Origin of the sequence: Xylophilus ampelinus (genome assembly GCF_003217575.1) — a bacterium.
GTDB lineage: Bacteria > Pseudomonadota > Gammaproteobacteria > Burkholderiales > Burkholderiaceae_C > Xylophilus > Xylophilus ampelinus.
Map to the genome: position 1 here is coordinate 97815 of NZ_QJTC01000010.1, position 16248 is coordinate 114062.

Annotated in this window: 8 protein-coding genes and 1 riboswitch; of the genes, 6 read left to right on the forward strand and 2 right to left on the reverse strand. The window is 68.2% G+C overall.

Annotated features, from left to right (window positions below; translation table 11 throughout):
* Positions 1-46: 46 nt before the first annotated feature.
* Positions 47-3955 (reverse strand): DUF748 domain-containing protein, encoded by a 3909-nt coding sequence (locus DFQ15_RS08480; RefSeq protein ID WP_158529028.1) that lies wholly within the window; start codon positions 3953-3955, stop codon positions 47-49.
* 525 nt (positions 3956-4480) lie between these two features.
* Here DFQ15_RS08480 and DFQ15_RS08485 point away from each other — a divergent pair.
* The 6 genes from DFQ15_RS08485 (at position 4481) to DFQ15_RS08510 (ending at position 12371) form a co-directional block, all read left to right on the forward strand.
* Positions 4481-5359 carry a lytic transglycosylase domain-containing protein gene (locus tag DFQ15_RS08485; RefSeq protein WP_110465558.1) on the forward strand — a complete coding sequence of 293 codons (879 nt, stop codon included), beginning with the start codon at positions 4481-4483 and terminating at the stop codon, positions 5357-5359.
* Positions 5360-5409: 50 nt separating this feature from the next.
* Positions 5410-5573: riboswitch (ZMP/ZTP riboswitch) on the forward strand.
* Between the two features lie 57 nt (positions 5574-5630).
* A complete protein-coding gene (gene glyA, locus DFQ15_RS08490) occupies positions 5631-6875 on the forward strand; it encodes a serine hydroxymethyltransferase (RefSeq protein WP_110465559.1) in 1245 nt (414 codons plus the stop codon).
* Between the two features lie 40 nt (positions 6876-6915).
* Positions 6916-7365, forward strand: coding sequence for a transcriptional regulator NrdR (gene nrdR, locus DFQ15_RS08495; RefSeq protein ID WP_110465560.1), 450 nt, complete (start codon positions 6916-6918; stop codon positions 7363-7365).
* Between the two features lie 73 nt (positions 7366-7438).
* Entirely contained in the window at positions 7439-9712 is a 2274-nt protein-coding gene (gene yccS, locus DFQ15_RS08500) for a YccS family putative transporter (RefSeq protein ID WP_110465561.1), read from the forward strand.
* A 223-nt stretch (positions 9713-9935) separates the two neighbouring features.
* The gene (locus DFQ15_RS08505; protein ID WP_110465562.1) at positions 9936-10841 is read left to right on the forward strand and encodes a LysR family transcriptional regulator; all 906 of its coding nucleotides are present in this window, start codon (positions 9936-9938) and stop codon (positions 10839-10841) included.
* 231 nt (positions 10842-11072) lie between these two features.
* The gene (locus tag DFQ15_RS08510; protein ID WP_110465563.1) at positions 11073-12371 is read left to right on the forward strand and encodes an MFS transporter; all 1299 of its coding nucleotides are present in this window, start codon (positions 11073-11075) and stop codon (positions 12369-12371) included.
* A gap of 36 nt (positions 12372-12407) precedes the next feature.
* Here the strand turns inward: DFQ15_RS08510 and DFQ15_RS08515 are convergent, their stop codons facing one another.
* Positions 12408-15770, reverse strand: a complete 3363-nt coding sequence (locus DFQ15_RS08515) for a hypothetical protein (protein ID WP_110465564.1) — start codon at positions 15768-15770, stop codon at positions 12408-12410.
* Positions 15771-16248: the final 478 nt, after the last annotated feature.

Genomic DNA, 16248 nt, shown 5'->3' on the forward strand with positions numbered 1-16248 from the left:
GGCAGCCTTCTATATACAGACTGTCGAAAGCGCTGCCGATGCCCCCTCAGCGTGCCGACAGATCCAGCTCCGCATGCGGCGTCCAGCCCGCGCGGGCATCCGCATCGGACACGCGCCGCGCAGCGCCCACGAACAGCCGGTCGCCCGCGACACCGTGCGCCGCCAGGTAGTCGCGTACCGCGGTGCCGCGGCGCACCGCCAGCGACCGCACCGTGTCGTCGGTCACGTCGATCTGCTCCATCAGCAGCTTCTCCATCTCGCCGGCCGGCAGCGTCCGGGCCAGGCCGATCGCGTTGCGGGGCTTGGGCATGTCGGTGCGGTCGTAGAGGCTGGCGAGCAGTGCAGGCCGCTCCTGCGGCGCCACCTGCATCTCGGCCAGGGCCGGCCTCGGCGCATCGCCCTGGGCGTCGGCCGGCAGGCTGCGGCGCTTCTCGATGCGCAGCAGCTGGTCGAGCCGTTCGCGGCGCAGGCCGTCGGCCTCGGTTTCGCGGTGGGCCATGCCGACCACCGTCATCCGCAGGGCCGGCCGCTCGACCAGCGCCTGCGCCACCTTGGCGAGCGACGCCTCGGCCGCGCCGGCGATCTCCGCGCTGCCCGGCGCGAAGGTGACGGTCGCCGCCTCCGACGCATTGCCGCCCAGCGCATTGCTCAGCAGCGAGAACGGGGAGGTGATCGCCCGGGCCACCAGGTTGACCAGGGCCTTGCCGATCACCGGCGCCAGGCTGAACTGCGGGTCGTTGAGCGAGCCCTGGATCGGCAGGTCGAGGTCGATCACGCCGTTGCGGTCGGCCAGCAGCGCCGTCGCCAGCTTGACCGGCAGGCTCGTTTTTGCATCGCCCTGCTGCTCGCCGAAGACCAGCTGGCGCAGCACCAGCGCGTTGGTGGCCGTGAGCAGGCCGTCTGGCTGCACCTTGTAGGCCACGTCGACGTCGAGCTTGCCGCGCTCGATGCCGTGGCCGACGTACTTGATCGCGTAGGGCGACAGCGGCGGCAGCTCCAGGTCGCGCACCTTGCCCTCGATGTCGAGCACCAGCGGCTGGACCAGCGGATTGAGCTTGCCCCTGACTTCGAGCGACGCGGTGCCCTCGACCTTGCCGCGCAGGCCAAGGTCGGCCATCGCCGGGCCGGCGCCTTCGGCCGCGGCGGCCGGCGCCGAGGTGAAGCCCCCGAGCTGGCCGGTCAGCTCGCTCAGGTTGGCCTCGTACGAGGGCCGGATGAACCGGTCGGAGAACAGCACCCGGCCGTTGACGAAGCGCACCGGGCCGACCCGCACCACCGGGGCCGGTTTCTGCGCATCTTTCGGTGCCGTAGCCGGCGCGGTGTCTCGACCTCCTGCTATCTTTTCAGGAGCATCCGCCGCCGGCTTCTTCACCAGGTCGAGCAGGTTGCTGCGGCCGTCGGGGTCGATCGCGATGCGGGCGAAGAAGTCGCTCCAGACCGTGTCGTTCACCGAGACGCGCAGCGCGCTGCCGGGAACCGACGCGACCGACAGGCCGCGCAGCTCCAGGTTGCCCCAGCCGAGCAGAGAGGTGGCGCCGCGCGAGAAGGCGCCGACCGAGAGCGCACCGCCCCGCCGCGACGGCGCGGCCGTCGCCACCCGCGCTTGCGACACCGGCGCGGTGGCCGGCGCGTCGGGCGCGGCGCTCAGGATGCGAACGTTCTCGACGGTGCCGTCGCCGTCGAGCTGCCACTGGGCGCCGGGCGGCGTGGCGGCGAACTTCACCTCGCCGGTGTAGCCCACCTCGGCCCGGGCCACCTGCACGTTGAGCAGGTCGTCGAAGTACGGCTCGAAGGCCTGCAGCGGCACCCGCCGCGCCTCCAGCCGGCCGGCCACGACCAGCGGCGACGGCGCGACGGTGCCGCGGAACCGGGTGCGCCCGTCGGCCGCGGCGGTTCCCCGGCCCCGGTCGGCGGGCGCGGTCTCCTGCGCCTCGCCGATGCGGGCGGAGAGATCGACCGCGACCGGCGCCTCGCCCGGCACCAGCGGCCACCGCAGGCGGCCGGTGCCCAGCTGCAGTTCCGACACGTCGACGGCCACCGACGGGGAGCGGCCCGCGTCGCGGAACTGCAGGGCGCCCTCGTCCAGCGCCAGCTGACCGACGGCGACCGACCAGGGCGTGGCGCTGGCAGCGGACGAGGATGCCGCCGCGCCGGTGCCGCGCACCTCCTTCTCCACCCCGGCCGGGTCGCCCGCCGGCGTGCCGGCCCGGCCCGTATCGGCCGCCACGCGCCAGTCCTCGAACATCCAGTGGCCCCGGGCGTCGCGCGCCAAGCGCAGTCGCGGCGCCGACATGCCGACCTGCGGCAGCGACACGCTGCGCCGCGCGGTGTCGATCCGGGCACCGTCGAGCGTCAGGCGGCGCACGCCGGCCAGCCCCTCGCCGGCGCGTCCGACCAAGGCCAGGTCGGCGATCCGCAGGTTCTTCGCCTCGACCACGGTGCCGGCGGGCGACCACTGCAGCGCCGCCCGGGTGGTGACCGTGCCGGCCACCGTCGGCGCCAGCACGCCGCTCAGGTAGGGGGCGGCCCAGGCGAGCGGGATCGCGCCGCTGTCGATGTCGAGCGCCACCGCGTCGGGGGTCAGCGTCCCGTGCACCGACAGGCGCGCAACGGAGGCGGTGCCTTCGCCGGCACCGGTTGTCCGACCCGAAGCGATGCCCGTCGCGTCGGCCGATGCGGTCAGGCGCGCAGGCTGTTTCATCGGCCAGGCGGCGCCTTGCAGGTCGAGGGCCAGGCCGGTCAGCGCCAGCGCGGCGGCCGGGTCGGTCGTCGCGTCGTGCCAGTCGATGCGGCCCTGCGCGATCCTGAAGTGGGACACGGTGGCGGTCCACGGCGGGGGCGCCGTCCTGCCGATGGACGCGGCCGGGGTTGCGGCTTGTGCGGGCGCGGTCCTGCGGTCGGCGGCGGATGCAGTCGCCGTGGCGGCTCGGCCCGTCCCTGCGATCCGGCCGTCGCTGCCGCAGCGCAGCGTGGCCTGCAGCGCCTGCAGCGTCACCTGTCCGATCGCGACCTCGCGGGCGAAGGGCCGCAGACGGGCGACCTCCACCGCCAGCCGCTCGACCCGCAGCACCTCTTGCCCGTCGGCATCCTGCAGCACCGGGCGGTGCGCGGTGAGTTGGCCACGGATCTCGAGGTTGGCCGGCGTCGGCGCCTCGGCCTGCCGAAAGGAGGCGTGCAGCTCGGCGTCCAGCGTGCCGCCGGCCAGTCGCACCGGCAAGCCGGCGGGCCAGTAGGACAGATAGGGCGCCAGGTCCAGGCCTTCGAATCGCAATGTCGCCTCGCCTTCGCGGGTGGAGGCGAAGGGCGTCGCCTGGGCGGAGCTGTCGAAGCGGCTGCCGTCGAGTGTGAAGGCCAGGCGGGGCTCGGCCGCCGTCTCGCGCTGGGCGGCCAGGCTGCTGAGCAGCGGCAGGCGCAGGCTCAGCTCGCGCACCGCATGGGCGCGGCCGCGGTCGTCGAAATCGATCTCGCCGCCGCGCAGGTCCAGGTCGTGCAGCGAGAAGCGCACCGGCGGCGCGGCCGGGTCGCGCGGTGCGCGTTCCAGCCGCGCTAGGATGTCGTCGATGTCGAAGCCGCCCTCGCCCTTGTGCGCGATGCGCAGCCGGGGCTGCTCGATCCGCAGCGTGCGCACCACCGGTGCCAGATAGCGCACCGACGACCACGCCAGCCGCAGCCGCACCCCGTCGATCCGCAGTTGCGGTGTCACACCGGGTGCCGCCCCCGCCACCGCCAGGTCGTGCATCCGCAGCTCCAGCCGCCAGGGCCGGAAGTCGATCCGGCCGGCCGTCACCGCCCGGCCGAGCCGCTCCGATGCCCGGTGCTCCAACTGGTGGCGCAGCAGGTGCGGCACGCCCCACCAGGCCAGGACCACGAGCAAAGCGAAGGCGGACAGCAGGATGCCGAAAGCGCGCAGATAGCGCAGCGCGCGGTGCGCGGGAGGGATACGGTCTGCGGTCATCGCGGGAGGTCCACGCGGCGGGAATGGATCGGCATCGGGCGAGTGTCGGTCATGCGTAAGAGCGTGCGCGACGCCCGCGGCCTCGGGTTTTCGAGAGGCGCGGGTACCGTTTCGGACGACTCGCGTACCGCGCCACAGGCATCCGGGCCGATCCGCCGCCCGTTGCCCCGGGGCCGTAGGACAAAACCCGGCTTTCATCCGGAAACACTCTTTTCGCCGAGGAAGGTAATGTGTCACCCGCTCACACCCGTTTTCAACAGACATACATAGAATGTAAAACACGTTCTTTATAGTTGACTCGATATATGCAAGGCTCCTAGAATCCGCCCGTTTCCGAAATCGGAACTTCGACCCCGCTGCCGATCCACCGGCTAAGTCGATTCGTTGCCTCACCCTTCCTGCCCCATCGCGGCGGACCTGCACGAATCCGATGGCGACCCAATCCAAACGAGCGACCGTTCTCCTGCGAGACATGCCTGGCATGTGGCGCGCAGGCCGGCCCCCTCGTGTAGAAAGGAAAAGCTAATGACAGCGTCAGGAAAAATAGCCCAGGCCGCGCGGACTTTCGCCGCAGACGTCGCCGAGGGATTTTTCGAAATCACGCACAACGGTTTTGCCCTGATCGGCCTCTTGGTGGCCTTCGCCGCCCTGACGCTGTTCCTTCGGGGAGACCTGCGCCAATCCGGCGAAGCGCAACTGATGGGCTTGCTGCAGGCCCGCCTGGTCGAGCAGGTCGGCCTGCCGATCCAGCGCGATGCGGTTGAACGTGCCACCGCGACCAACCCGCAGGAACTGCCCAAGGCCCAGGCCGCGGTCGCGTTCTGGCTGAGCAAGAAATACCGGGTGGCGCCCGAGCCGATCGGCGCGCTGGTGGCGGAAGCCTTCGAGACCGGTGCCCGCACCAAGCTCGACCCGACGCTGATCCTCGCGATCATGGCCGTGGAATCGGGCTTCAACCCGTTCGCCCAGAGCCCGGTGGGCGCGCAGGGCCTGATGCAGGTCATGACCCGGGTGCACACCGACAAGTACCAGCACTTCGGCGGCCAGCTGGCGGCGTTCGATCCGGTGACCAACCTCCGGGTGGGCGTGAAGGTGCTGCAGGAATGCATCGCCCGTGCCGGCTCGCTGGAGGCCGGCCTGCGCTACTACGTGGGTGCCGCCAACATGGAAGACGACGGCGGCTACGCCGCCAAGGTGCTGGCGGAGCACGGCCGGCTCCACTCGGTGGCGCTGGGCAAGAACGTGCCGGTGACGCCGCCCGCGATCGTGGTGCCGCCGCCGGCCGCCGCGCCCGCCCAGCCGGTCAAGGTCGAGGCCCCGGCCCATGCGCCCGCGGCCCCGGCCGCGGTGCCGAAGCTGGTCGCGCTGGCGACCGACGGGATCGAAACCGTCGACGCCCGTTGATACGGCAGGGTCACCGCCGCGCCACCCCGGCAAGTCCGGTGCGCTAAAATTCGTGGGTACGCGACTGGCGATAGGCGCGGCCCCCGCATGGCGGACAGGCTGCCGCTGACGTGGAATCACCGAAGGGCACGCGCCCTCGACAACCACTGGGAAGCGTACCGCCCCGGATGCCGCAGGCACCTGGGCGTTTCAGCCGTTCGCCTGGGCAGCCCTTCCTGGAACCGTGCACCGCGCACCGCCCAAAGGGACCACGTCTGTCAGGACTGCCACCATGTACCACCGCAACCTGCTCGTCGAGCAAGCCGACCCTGAACTGTTCGCGGCCATCCAGGCCGAGAACGCCCGCCAGGAGCACCACATCGAACTGATCGCCAGCGAGAACTACGCATCTCCGGCGGTGATGTGGGCCCAGGGCACCCAGCTCACCAACAAGTACGCCGAGGGCTATCCCGGCAAGCGCTATTACGGCGGCTGCGAGCATGTCGACGTGGCCGAGCAGCTGGCCATCGACCGGGTCAAGCGGATCTTCGGCGCCGACGCCGCCAACGTACAGCCGCATTGCGGTGCCTCGGCCAACGAAGCCGTCTTCCTCGCCTTCCTGAAGCCGGGCGACACGCTCCTGGGCATGTCGCTGGCCGAGGGCGGCCACCTGACCCACGGCATGCCGCTCAACATGAGCGGCAAGTGGTTCGACGCCGTCTCCTACGGGCTGAACGAAAAGGAAGAGATCGACTACGACGCGATGGAGCGCAAGGCCCACGAGACCAAGCCCAAGCTGATCGTGGCCGGCGCCTCCGCCTACAGCCTGCGCATCGATTTCGCGCGTTTCGCCAAGGTGGCCAAGGACGTCGGCGCGATCTTCATGGTCGACATGGCCCACTACGCCGGCCTGATCGCCGCGGGCGAATACCCCAACCCGGTGCCGCATGCCGACGTGGTGACCTCCACCACCCACAAGAGCCTGCGCGGTCCGCGCGGCGGCATCATCCTGATGAAGGCGCAGCACGAGAAGGCGATCAACAGCGCCATCTTCCCCGGCCTGCAGGGCGGCCCTCTGATGCACGTGATCGCGGCCAAGGCCGTGGCCTTCAAGGAAGCGCTGCAGCCCGAGTTCAAAACCTACCAGCAGCAGGTGGCAAAGAACGCCCGCATCGTCGCCGACACCTTGACCGAGCGCGGCCTGCGCATCGTGAGCGGCCGTACCGAGAGCCACGTGATGCTGGTCGACCTGCGCGCCAAGGGCATCACCGGCAAGGAAGCCGAAGCGGTGCTGGGCAGCGCGCACATGACGATCAACAAGAACGCGATCCCGAACGACCCCGAGAAGCCGATGGTGACCAGCGGCGTGCGCATCGGCACGCCGGCGATGACCACCCGCGGCTTCAAGGACGACGAGGCCCGCGCCACCGCCCACCTGATCGCCGACGTGCTGGACAACCCGCGCGACCCGGCCAACATCGACGCGGTGCGCGCCAAGGTGCACGCCCTGACGAGCCGCTTCCCGGTCTACGGTTGAAGCCTGTTCGCTGCCATCGCCGCCTGCGCGCCGCCCTGCCGTGAAGTGCCCCTTCTGCAACCACCCCGACACCCAGGTGGTGGAGACGCGGGTGGCCGAGGACGGCACCTCGGTGCGGCGGCGGCGCCGGTGCGGCGACTGCGACAAGCGCTTCACCACCTACGAGCGGCCGGACGTCAGCCTGCCGGCACTCGTCAAGAAGGACGGCCGGCGGGTCGACTACCGGCGCGAGAAGCTGCGCGCGTCGATGAACCTGGCGCTGCGCAAGCGCCCGATCGGCGTCGAGCAGGTCGATGCCGCGGTCGAGCGGATCGAGGAAACGCTGCTGGCGCTGGGCCTGCGCGAGCTGCCCTCCAACCGCATCGGCGAACTGGTGATGCGCGAGCTGAAACGGCTCGACAAGGTGGCCTACGTCCGCTTCGCGAGCGTCTACCGCAGCTTCGAGGACATCGACGAGTTCAAGACGCTGGTGGACGAGGTCCGCACCTGAGGCCACCGGCGATGCGCCCGGTCGTCCGTCTGCCGGACTCCGAGACTGGCGCGCTTCCTGCGTCGTACCTCGAATGAATCTCACCACCGTCCGGCACGGGTTGCGGCGCCTCTGGGCGCAGGACACCTTCGTCTACAGCCTGCGTGTGGCCCTGGCGCTCGGCAGCGTGATGGCCGTCTGCCGGAGCGTCGGCCGGATGGATCTGGTGATGCCGGTGCTGCTGGGCGTGATCGCCTGCGCGCTGGCCGAGACCGACGACAGCCTGCGCGGCCGCCTGCGGGCGCTGCTGGTCACGATGGGCTGCTTCGTCGCGGTGGCCTTCGCCGTGCAGGCGCTGGCGGCGCATGTGGTGCTGTTCGGCCTGGCGCTGCCGGCGGCGGCCTTCGTCCTCACCTTGCTGGGCGCGGTGGGCGAACGCTACCGGGCGATCGGCTATGCGACGCTGATCGTGGTGCTCTACACCGCCATCGGCCTGGAGCACTTGGCGGCCAGCGGTATCAGCTTCTGGCACAGGCCGCTGCCGCTGCTGGCGGGCGCCGCCTGGTACGGCGCGATCTCGCTCGTCTGGGCCGGCCTCTTCACGCACCAGCCGGTGCAGCAGAACCTGGCCCTGCTCTTCGACGAACTGGCCGAAGCGCTCTGGATCAAGTCGTCGATGTTCGAGCCGGTGCGCGGCATCGACGTTGTCCGCCGCCGCATCGCGCTGGCGCGCCACAACGGCCGGGTGGTACAGGCGCTCAATACCGCCAAGGAAAGCCTGTTTCGCCGCATCGGCACCGGCGCGGTGGCCGGCGGTCGCATGCGCCGCTACCTGGGCCTGTACTTCATCGCGCAGGACGTGCACGAGCGGGCCAGCTCCTCCCACTACGCCTACGATGAGCTGACAGACACCTTCTTCCACAGCGACGTGATGTTCCGAGGCCAGCGGCTGCTGGCGCTGCAGGGCCGGGCCTGCCTGGAGTTAGCCCGCGCGATCCGGATGCGCGAGCCGTTCGAGAAGCGCCCCGACAGCCTGCAGGCGATGGCCGACCTGCGCGCCGCGATCGACCACCTGCGCCACCGCCCGCCCGTCGACCGGCCCGAGACTCCCGGGCGCACCGCCCGGCTGCTGCGCTCCCTGCAGGCGCTGGCCGACAACCTCGCCGCGCTGGATGCGACGCTCACCAGCGCCGGCCACCCGCCCGCCGAGCACGACGCGCAGCGCGACAGCAGCCTCTTCGACCGCTCGCCCCGCACCGCGCGCGATGCGATCGGCCGGGTGCGCCAGCAGCTGGGCCTGGCGTCGCCGCTGTTCCGGCATGCGGTGCGCCTCTCGCTGGCGCTGGGCGCGGGCTACGCCGCAATGCAGGCGATGCATGTGCAGGAGGGCTGGTGGGTGGTGCTGACCACGCTCTTCGTCTGCCAGCCCGGCTACGGTGCCACACGGCGGCGGATGCTGCAACGGGTGGCCGGCACCTTCGGCGGGCTGGTGGTCGGGTGGATGCTGTTCGGCCTGTTTCACCAGCCACTGGTGCAGGCCATGCTGGCCGTCGTGGCGGGCATCGTCTTCTTCGCCGCGCGGCGCAACCGCTACGCACTGGCCACCGGCGCGATCACCCTGCTGGTGCTGCTCTGCTTCAACCAGATCGGCAACGGCTACGACCTGATCGTGCCGCGTATGGTCGATACCGTCGCTGGTGCGCTGATCGCCGGCGCCGCGGTGTTTCTGGTGCTGCCCGACTGGCAGGGCCGCCGGCTGGAAGCCACCGCGGCCCGCGCGATCGGCTCCAGCGCCCGGTACCTGCAGGCGATTCTGCAGCAGTATGTGGACGGCAAACAGGACGACCTGGCCTACCGGCTGGCGCGCCGCAATGCGCACAATGCCGATGCCGCGCTCTCGTCTGCCCTGGTGCAGATGCTGCAGGAGCCAGGATTCCTGCACCGCAACGGCGAGGCGGCGATCCGCTTCATGGTGCTGTCGCACACGCTGCTGAACTACCTGTCGGCGCTGGGGGCGCACCGCGGCGCGGTGTCGGCCCACGGCCGCGATCCGTTGCTGGAACAGGCAGGAGCCTATCTATTGCAGACGCTGGAAGAGGTGGCGTCGCAATTGCTCGCACACCGCGCGCCCGAGGCGGTGTCCCCCGAGGCACTGGCGATGGCCGCCGCGCTGGAAGCGCAGGACGGCGTCCATGGCGTGGGCGTGCAGCAGATACAGATGGCCTTGATCGTCCGCATGGTGGAGCCTCTGCGGGCGGGCGCGGCCCGCCTGATCGAGCGCCCCGCGGCGGTCGGAGACGCGCCCCATGCCGTCCTGCCAGCGCACGCGGACGGGGAATCGAACCGGTTTCGAAAAACCACGCCGTGAGCGCCGGCTCCGCGCAGCCCCGCTGCGCTCGATGGTGCACGGCATGACACGAGTCGGCGTCTGCGCCGCGCATGCCCGCTTGACCGGATCGAGGTTCGTCCCAGGAGGCGCATGGGCGTACGATTCCTGACCGACGCGCCGCCGTGAAACGCAGGCATTGCTGCGGTCGGCACGGTCCGGGACACTTGGTACCTCGGTGCCTCCTACTGAAAACTGCGACTCCATGAATCTTCGGTTTGTAGAAGCCTTCCACTGGGCCGTGACGTTGAAAAGCGTAACGGGTGCGGCCGAGAAACTCCACCTGACGCAGTCGGCCATATCCAGTCGCATCTCCGCGCTGGAGCACGAACTCAACGTGCTGCTGCTCGACCGCAGCAACAAGCATTTCCGCCTGACCGCCGCAGGTCAGCGCTTTCACTTGCACGCTAAGAATTTGCTGGAAATGCACATGCATATCCGGGCCGACATGGGGCAGGATCCGACGCACAAGGCCGTGCTTAGGGTGGGAGCGATCGAATCCGTAGTCCATAGCTGGCTCACGGACTGGGTGGAGCACATGCGACTGACCCATCCGGACTTCGCACTCGAACTCACGGTCGAAACCAGCCCGGTGTTGATCGAGAGGCTGCAGCGCGGCAAACAGGACATGGTGTTCGCCGCACTGCCCGCCATCGGGCACGGCATGCGTTCGAAGGCGGTGGCGGCCATGCCGATCTGCTTCGTCGGCCACAAGGATCTGCACCTGCGGCAAAACTATCGCCTGCAGGATTTGCTCGCACTCGACCTGATGACCTTCCAGCGCGGCTCACAGCCCTACCTGACGCTGACCGAGCTTTTCCGGAAAGCGGGCGGTCCCTTGCCGCGGGTGCACGCCATTTCGTCCATCTCGGCGATGGTGCAACTCGTAGAGGCGGGTTTCGGTGTGGCCATGCTGCCGCAGCAGGTCGTCGAGTCACTGGCTGGTCGATTTCCCATCCGCTCACTCCCTTGCGATGTTCTGGTCGAGCCCCTGCAGATCCACGCGAGTTATTGCGAAGACCCCTCGTCGTCCTTGCCCGAAGCGGCATTGAAGTCCGCATTGGTGCATGCGATGCACGCACCGCGTGCATCGAAAAAATCGATGTCTTGAACAAGAAATTTTGCGTTGGCCTGATGAGTCACAGAATTTTCACAATACGGGCTCTCACCCACCACCATGTCCACTGGCATCGGAAACGCCGAAGCCCCCCCACCCCACCGCCACCATCCAAGTCCGGGATCGTATGGCGCCCCTGGTGCGACGCCCTCGACCGATCCGATGCGACACCGGTTCGCCACTTCCGAGCCCCGCCCCACAACCATTCACACCAAGACTAAAGACATGCCTTCGACGATCGTCAAACCCTCCTCCCCCGCAGCCGGTGGTGCTCCGGCCGCAAGCCACTGGATCAGCACACTCAACACCAACGAGAAGCGCACGCTGACGGCATCGTTCACCGGCTACGCGGTCGACTCCTTCGACTACTACACACTGCCGCTGGTCACGCCGATCCTGTTGTCGCTGTGGGGCATGAGCAAGACCGAGGTGGGCCTGATCGGCACGTCCACCCTGGTGGCATCCGCGCTCGGCGGATGGGCGGCGGGCGTGCTGGCCGACAGGTACGGTCGCGTGCGGATACTGCAGTTCACCATCCTGATCTTCACGGTCTTCACCTTCATGTGCGGGTTGGCGCAAACCCCTGAACAACTGCTGATCGGGCGCACACTGCAAGGTCTGGGTTTCGGCGGCGAATGGGCCGTGGGATCCGTGCTCATCGCCGAGACGATCCGACCGGCGCACCGCGGCAAGGCGGTAGGGCTGGTGCAAAGCAGTTGGGCCGTGGGCTGGGGTGCTGCGGTGCTGATGTCCGTCCTGCTATTCACCCATATTCCGCCGGAGTATTCGTGGCGCGCGATGTTCATGCTGGGATTGCTGCCGGCACTGCTGATCATCTTCATCCGCCGCTCGCTCCGCGAGCCTGACATCTACCTGCGCAGCCGTGCAGCCGTGGCACGGGGAGAACGCAGCGGCAACTTTCTTGCGATCTTCAAACCCGGCGTGCTGCGTGTCACGGTGCTGGCCAGCTTGCTGTTCACCGGTATGCAAGGCGGCTATTACGCCATCGGCGTGTGGCTGCCCACTTTTCTGAAGAACGAGCGCCATCTGACAGTACTGGGTTCGGGTGGCTACCAGTTCATGTTCATCGTCGGCTCCTTCATGGGCTACCTCTGCGGTGCCTACCTCTCGGACGCGTTGGGCCGACGTCGCACCTTCATGTTGTTTGCCGCCTGTGCCGGCGTACTCGTGTATGCGTACACGCTTCTACCGATCACCGACAGCGTGATGCTGATACTGGGCTTTCCGCTGGGCTTTTTCATGTCCGGAATGTTCAGCGGAGCGGGTGCTTTCCTGTCCGAACTGTTTTCCAACGAACTGCGCGGCTCCGGACAAGGTTTTTGCTACAACTTCGGCCGCGGGATCGGAGCCACTTTTCCTACCTTGGTGGGCGTGTTGAGCGACCACATGCATCTGTCGCTGGGCACCTCCATCGGTATCTGCGCAGCAACGGCCTACGCTATCGTGGTGGTGGTGGCCATGTGCCTGCCGGAGACGCGCGGACGTGACCTGAACCGCAACTGAAAACCGAACCGCAGGTCCGGTTCCCTCTATCGCCCGTCAGATGAAATCCGGCGACCGTTCGGTGTAGGTGTACTGCCCGTTGTGCGTCGCGCCCAACTGGCCATTGACCCCCAGCGTCATACCGACGCTCCGGGTGTTGAGGGCAATAACGTAGCGGGATTCCTGATTGCCAGGTTCGCGCAATAGCTGGTCCGCTTCGGCACGCGCTGCCGCGGCTTGCACGGCATCACCACGCGCACCATCGAGATGGGCCTGGGCCCGTAACGCGGTGTCGCTATCGTCGTAGTCGCCAAGCTCGTACCAATCGGCGAATTTCATCGTCATATCCTGGCGCGTCGCGTGCCGTCCGACGAACTGACCGAGCGCGGCCATCTGCTTGCCGCGTTCGCGCGCCGCATCCTCCGCATGCCTGCCGGGATAGAACTTCTTGTTCATGTCCTCGACGTTGCTTTCCAGCCGCGCACCGTAGGCTTTGTAGAAATCGTTCGGTCGGTCGTAGCTGGTCGAAAGGTAGCTCGTGGGCAGAGTCTTGTGATTGCGCGAGATGCGCACCGTCGCTTCGGCGACCCCCTTGCGCCGAACGTCGACCGCACCTTGCGCCAGCGGCGAGACGCTGACGACGGCATCCAGCGTCCCCACGCTGCCGGCCTGCTCCCAGTCGTTGGCCTGGCCAAGCAGCATAGCCAATGCACCCGTGGCACGGTCCACGACGTGCTCGTGTCGTGTTTCCCTGTCCACCCGATACGAGCCGGTGAGGTCTTTCTGATGCATCACGCTGGTCCGGACATCGTGAAAGAGCTTCGTCGGTGCGAGGCCGACAACCACGGGCCCCTTGCTTACGCCGGCGCCGGCGGCAACCTCCAAGGTCGGCCCCATCTCGAGCGACTGCTCGACTTTATAGCGGTTGATCGACAGCGAAGGACCGAATTCCTGAAGTGCAAGATTGATAAGATCCGGAAGACCGCCCGTGCTGCGGTCTTCCGGGTTGCCCGGCAACCTGTAGGGGCCGCCTTGCGGATCGGCAACACCATTTAGCAGCAGAAACAGGCGCGCCTTCTTGTCGGCAAGCTGCTGGTCGTTGGCAAGTCCGCCCGACCGGTCGCGTGGAAAGTTCCAGTTCACGCCTTCTTCAGAGGCCAGCTTCCACACATGCGATGCGCTGACACCCACGGCCACCGAACCTCCGACGGGACCAGCGCTGCCCTTTATGCCCGCCAAACCGCCAGCGCCCAGACTCATGCGCACGAAGGTCTGCACACGCATCACGATGCCGCTTCGCTCCGCCGCGTTTCTGGATTCGAAGCTCACGCGGCGCGTGTGCTGGACACCCGCATCCACATGACAACGGAAGAATCCGAGCAGGACGCCACAGATTCTCTGCATGACGCTACCGGTGTTGAAGCCCGAATTGCCACCATGCTCCAGCGTGAAACTCGATGCGAGCTCTTCGCCGCTGTTGTCGCCCGCATGCTTGCCGCGGATCATTTCGGCGATAACGAGGCAGGCATCTTTGTGCGACTTGCCTTCCAGCGAAACGATCTCCGGCTCGGGTGCCTCGTTCCTCGCCACACGGGCATAGCTGCTCGCGAACCGCGCCCAATCGGGTTCGCCGAACGCGGCTTCGCCCGGCTCCAGCTCCATAGCCGCTGCTTCGTCGCGCGGCCCCCCGACGTCGGCGGCCCAGTCCAGCAGACATTGCGGCGTCAGTGGCCTGTTCTGCGCAGTGCCGGTCCAGCTCGCTTCGCCGCCTTCCTCGACGTCCGACGCGTCGGGGGGCGCGGACCCGGCGTCGGCCAGCAGGGCATCGACGGCGGCCGTGATGTCTTGCGGCCAGCGCGGCGGGGAGCCCGCCGCCCCGTCGGCAGGCCGAATGCAGTCCAGCACGGCGGCACGGGCGGCGTCGATCCTATCAGGGGGTATCGCGCGCGAAAGGTTATAGCGTGTGAACAGCGGACCGACCTCCCCCCTGGCCTCGGAGAGCAAGGACCTGCGGACAAGATTACGCAAGGTCGTCAAGCCCTCCACCTCATCAGGACGGACTGCCGATGCAGGGATCGGATGCTTCCGCGTCGGCAAGGGCGAACCTCCCGGTCCGCCCCGCTGGTCGAGTGCCTGCTCGAGCGTACCGATCATGTCCTTCATGGCGCGGCCGTGGTGGATGCCGTTGTTGTGCGACAGGGTCATCCTCGCATCCATGCCCTGCGGCGACACCACCTTGTTGACGACCAGATACGGGCTCTTGCCCCTGTGGGTCAAAGCGAGTTTGAACGCGGCGCGCCGGCCCCGGGGTGCCCGGGCCCGGTCCATCCATGTGCGACCTTTGCGGGTACGCGCCATGATGTAATGCTCGTCGCTCTGAGAGCCGTCTGCATTGGTCGCCTGCCCGCTGGCCAGACCGTTGAGCACGCGGTAGGCGGCGAACGCGCATCCGTGCACTTCGGTGACTGCCGGATCGAGCATGTCGTGTACCGCGAGCAACGCCTTCTCGTACAGGTTCAGACGCACGGCAGAACTTCCGCCCGCGTCCTCGTGCAGCGGCAGGGCGGCACCGGCCCGTCCCGGCCACACATCTTTCTTTCGCGCTACCGCACCGTCGCGATGCGCTTGCCTGCGCGATTCGTCGATGCATGCGGCAAGCCGCTCCATCGCGTAGATGCTGTGCGGATCGACCGCCGTACCGCCGATCTCCCGGGCCGCGATCAGGTAGCAGAGCACGCCGTCGCGCTGCTGGGCATTCCATGGCGCACGGCGCGCACCGCCCTCACCCGCATTGCCGTTCAAGGCGCCGTCCGTGACCTTGTCGAGCAGGTCGATGGCCTTGCCCGGGACGAGTGCGACGAGCGCTGCGGCGAACGCCCACGCCAGCCGCGCCTCGTCCGTCGGCGGCGACGACGACGGGTGCGCCAGCGCTTCCACCAGCCGCAGCTCGCACAAGCCGGCGAGGCAGGCCGCGGCCTCGGACATGTCCAGAGGATGCGCCTGCATCAGCGCCCCGCTCAGAAGATGGAGCTCGGGAGAGGTCAAACCACCCGATCGCGCGATGTCGGTGAGCGAATCGGCGAGTGCCGTGCGTTCATAGGGTTGTGCATCCGGATAAGCGCCGGCAAGCATGGCCTGCAGATCGGGCGCCTGCTTGAGCGCGCGCAGGCGCGGTCCTTCGACCGCCAACGCCGTTGCAGTACGTGCAGCGCCGCTCATTTTCGACGGCATCGACGGCACGGCGTCGCCGTCGCTGCGCACGTGACGCCCCACGGTAGGCCGTGCGGACACATCGGTGCGATGGAAAGGATTGAAGAGCTTCGTCTTGGCGTACGCGGCCACGCCGATGCCCTTGTCGTAGCGATCCTGCCGCCCTGCCGGAGTGTTGATCGGCCGCAGCAGACCCTTCAGTTTTCTCACGATATCGCGCTGCCTCGGCGCTGCCGGTGGCGGAGATGCGACTGCAATCTCGCCCGGCTGCGCACGAGCCGGCCGCCGTGACAACATCAGAAGGCCGCGCTCTGGCGTGGGCGGAACCGTCGATCGGACGGGCGGCGGGGACGGGTCGGCCGCAGGGCCCTCGTCGATCCGAATACCGGTATTGGAGGTTCTCGGTTCTATCATCGTCATGGCTGGGCCTTTCGTTTCCTATCGTGTAGCGCAGAACCCCATCGGGATGCCGCGCTGCTTGCGCGGTTTCCAGAGGCTCCGACGAATTCTCAAAGGCACGCATGAGGGCAGCCGTGCCCTGGCGAAACGTCGTATGCAAACGCGACACCCTTCGTTTGCATGCTCCGCACTTCGGACTTCACCGCATGGCAAGGCGGCCAAGCTCTGAGCATGGAGGTCCCCAACTCAAGAAAATACAGAACCATGTCCCCACTAGACTCAACGGGTG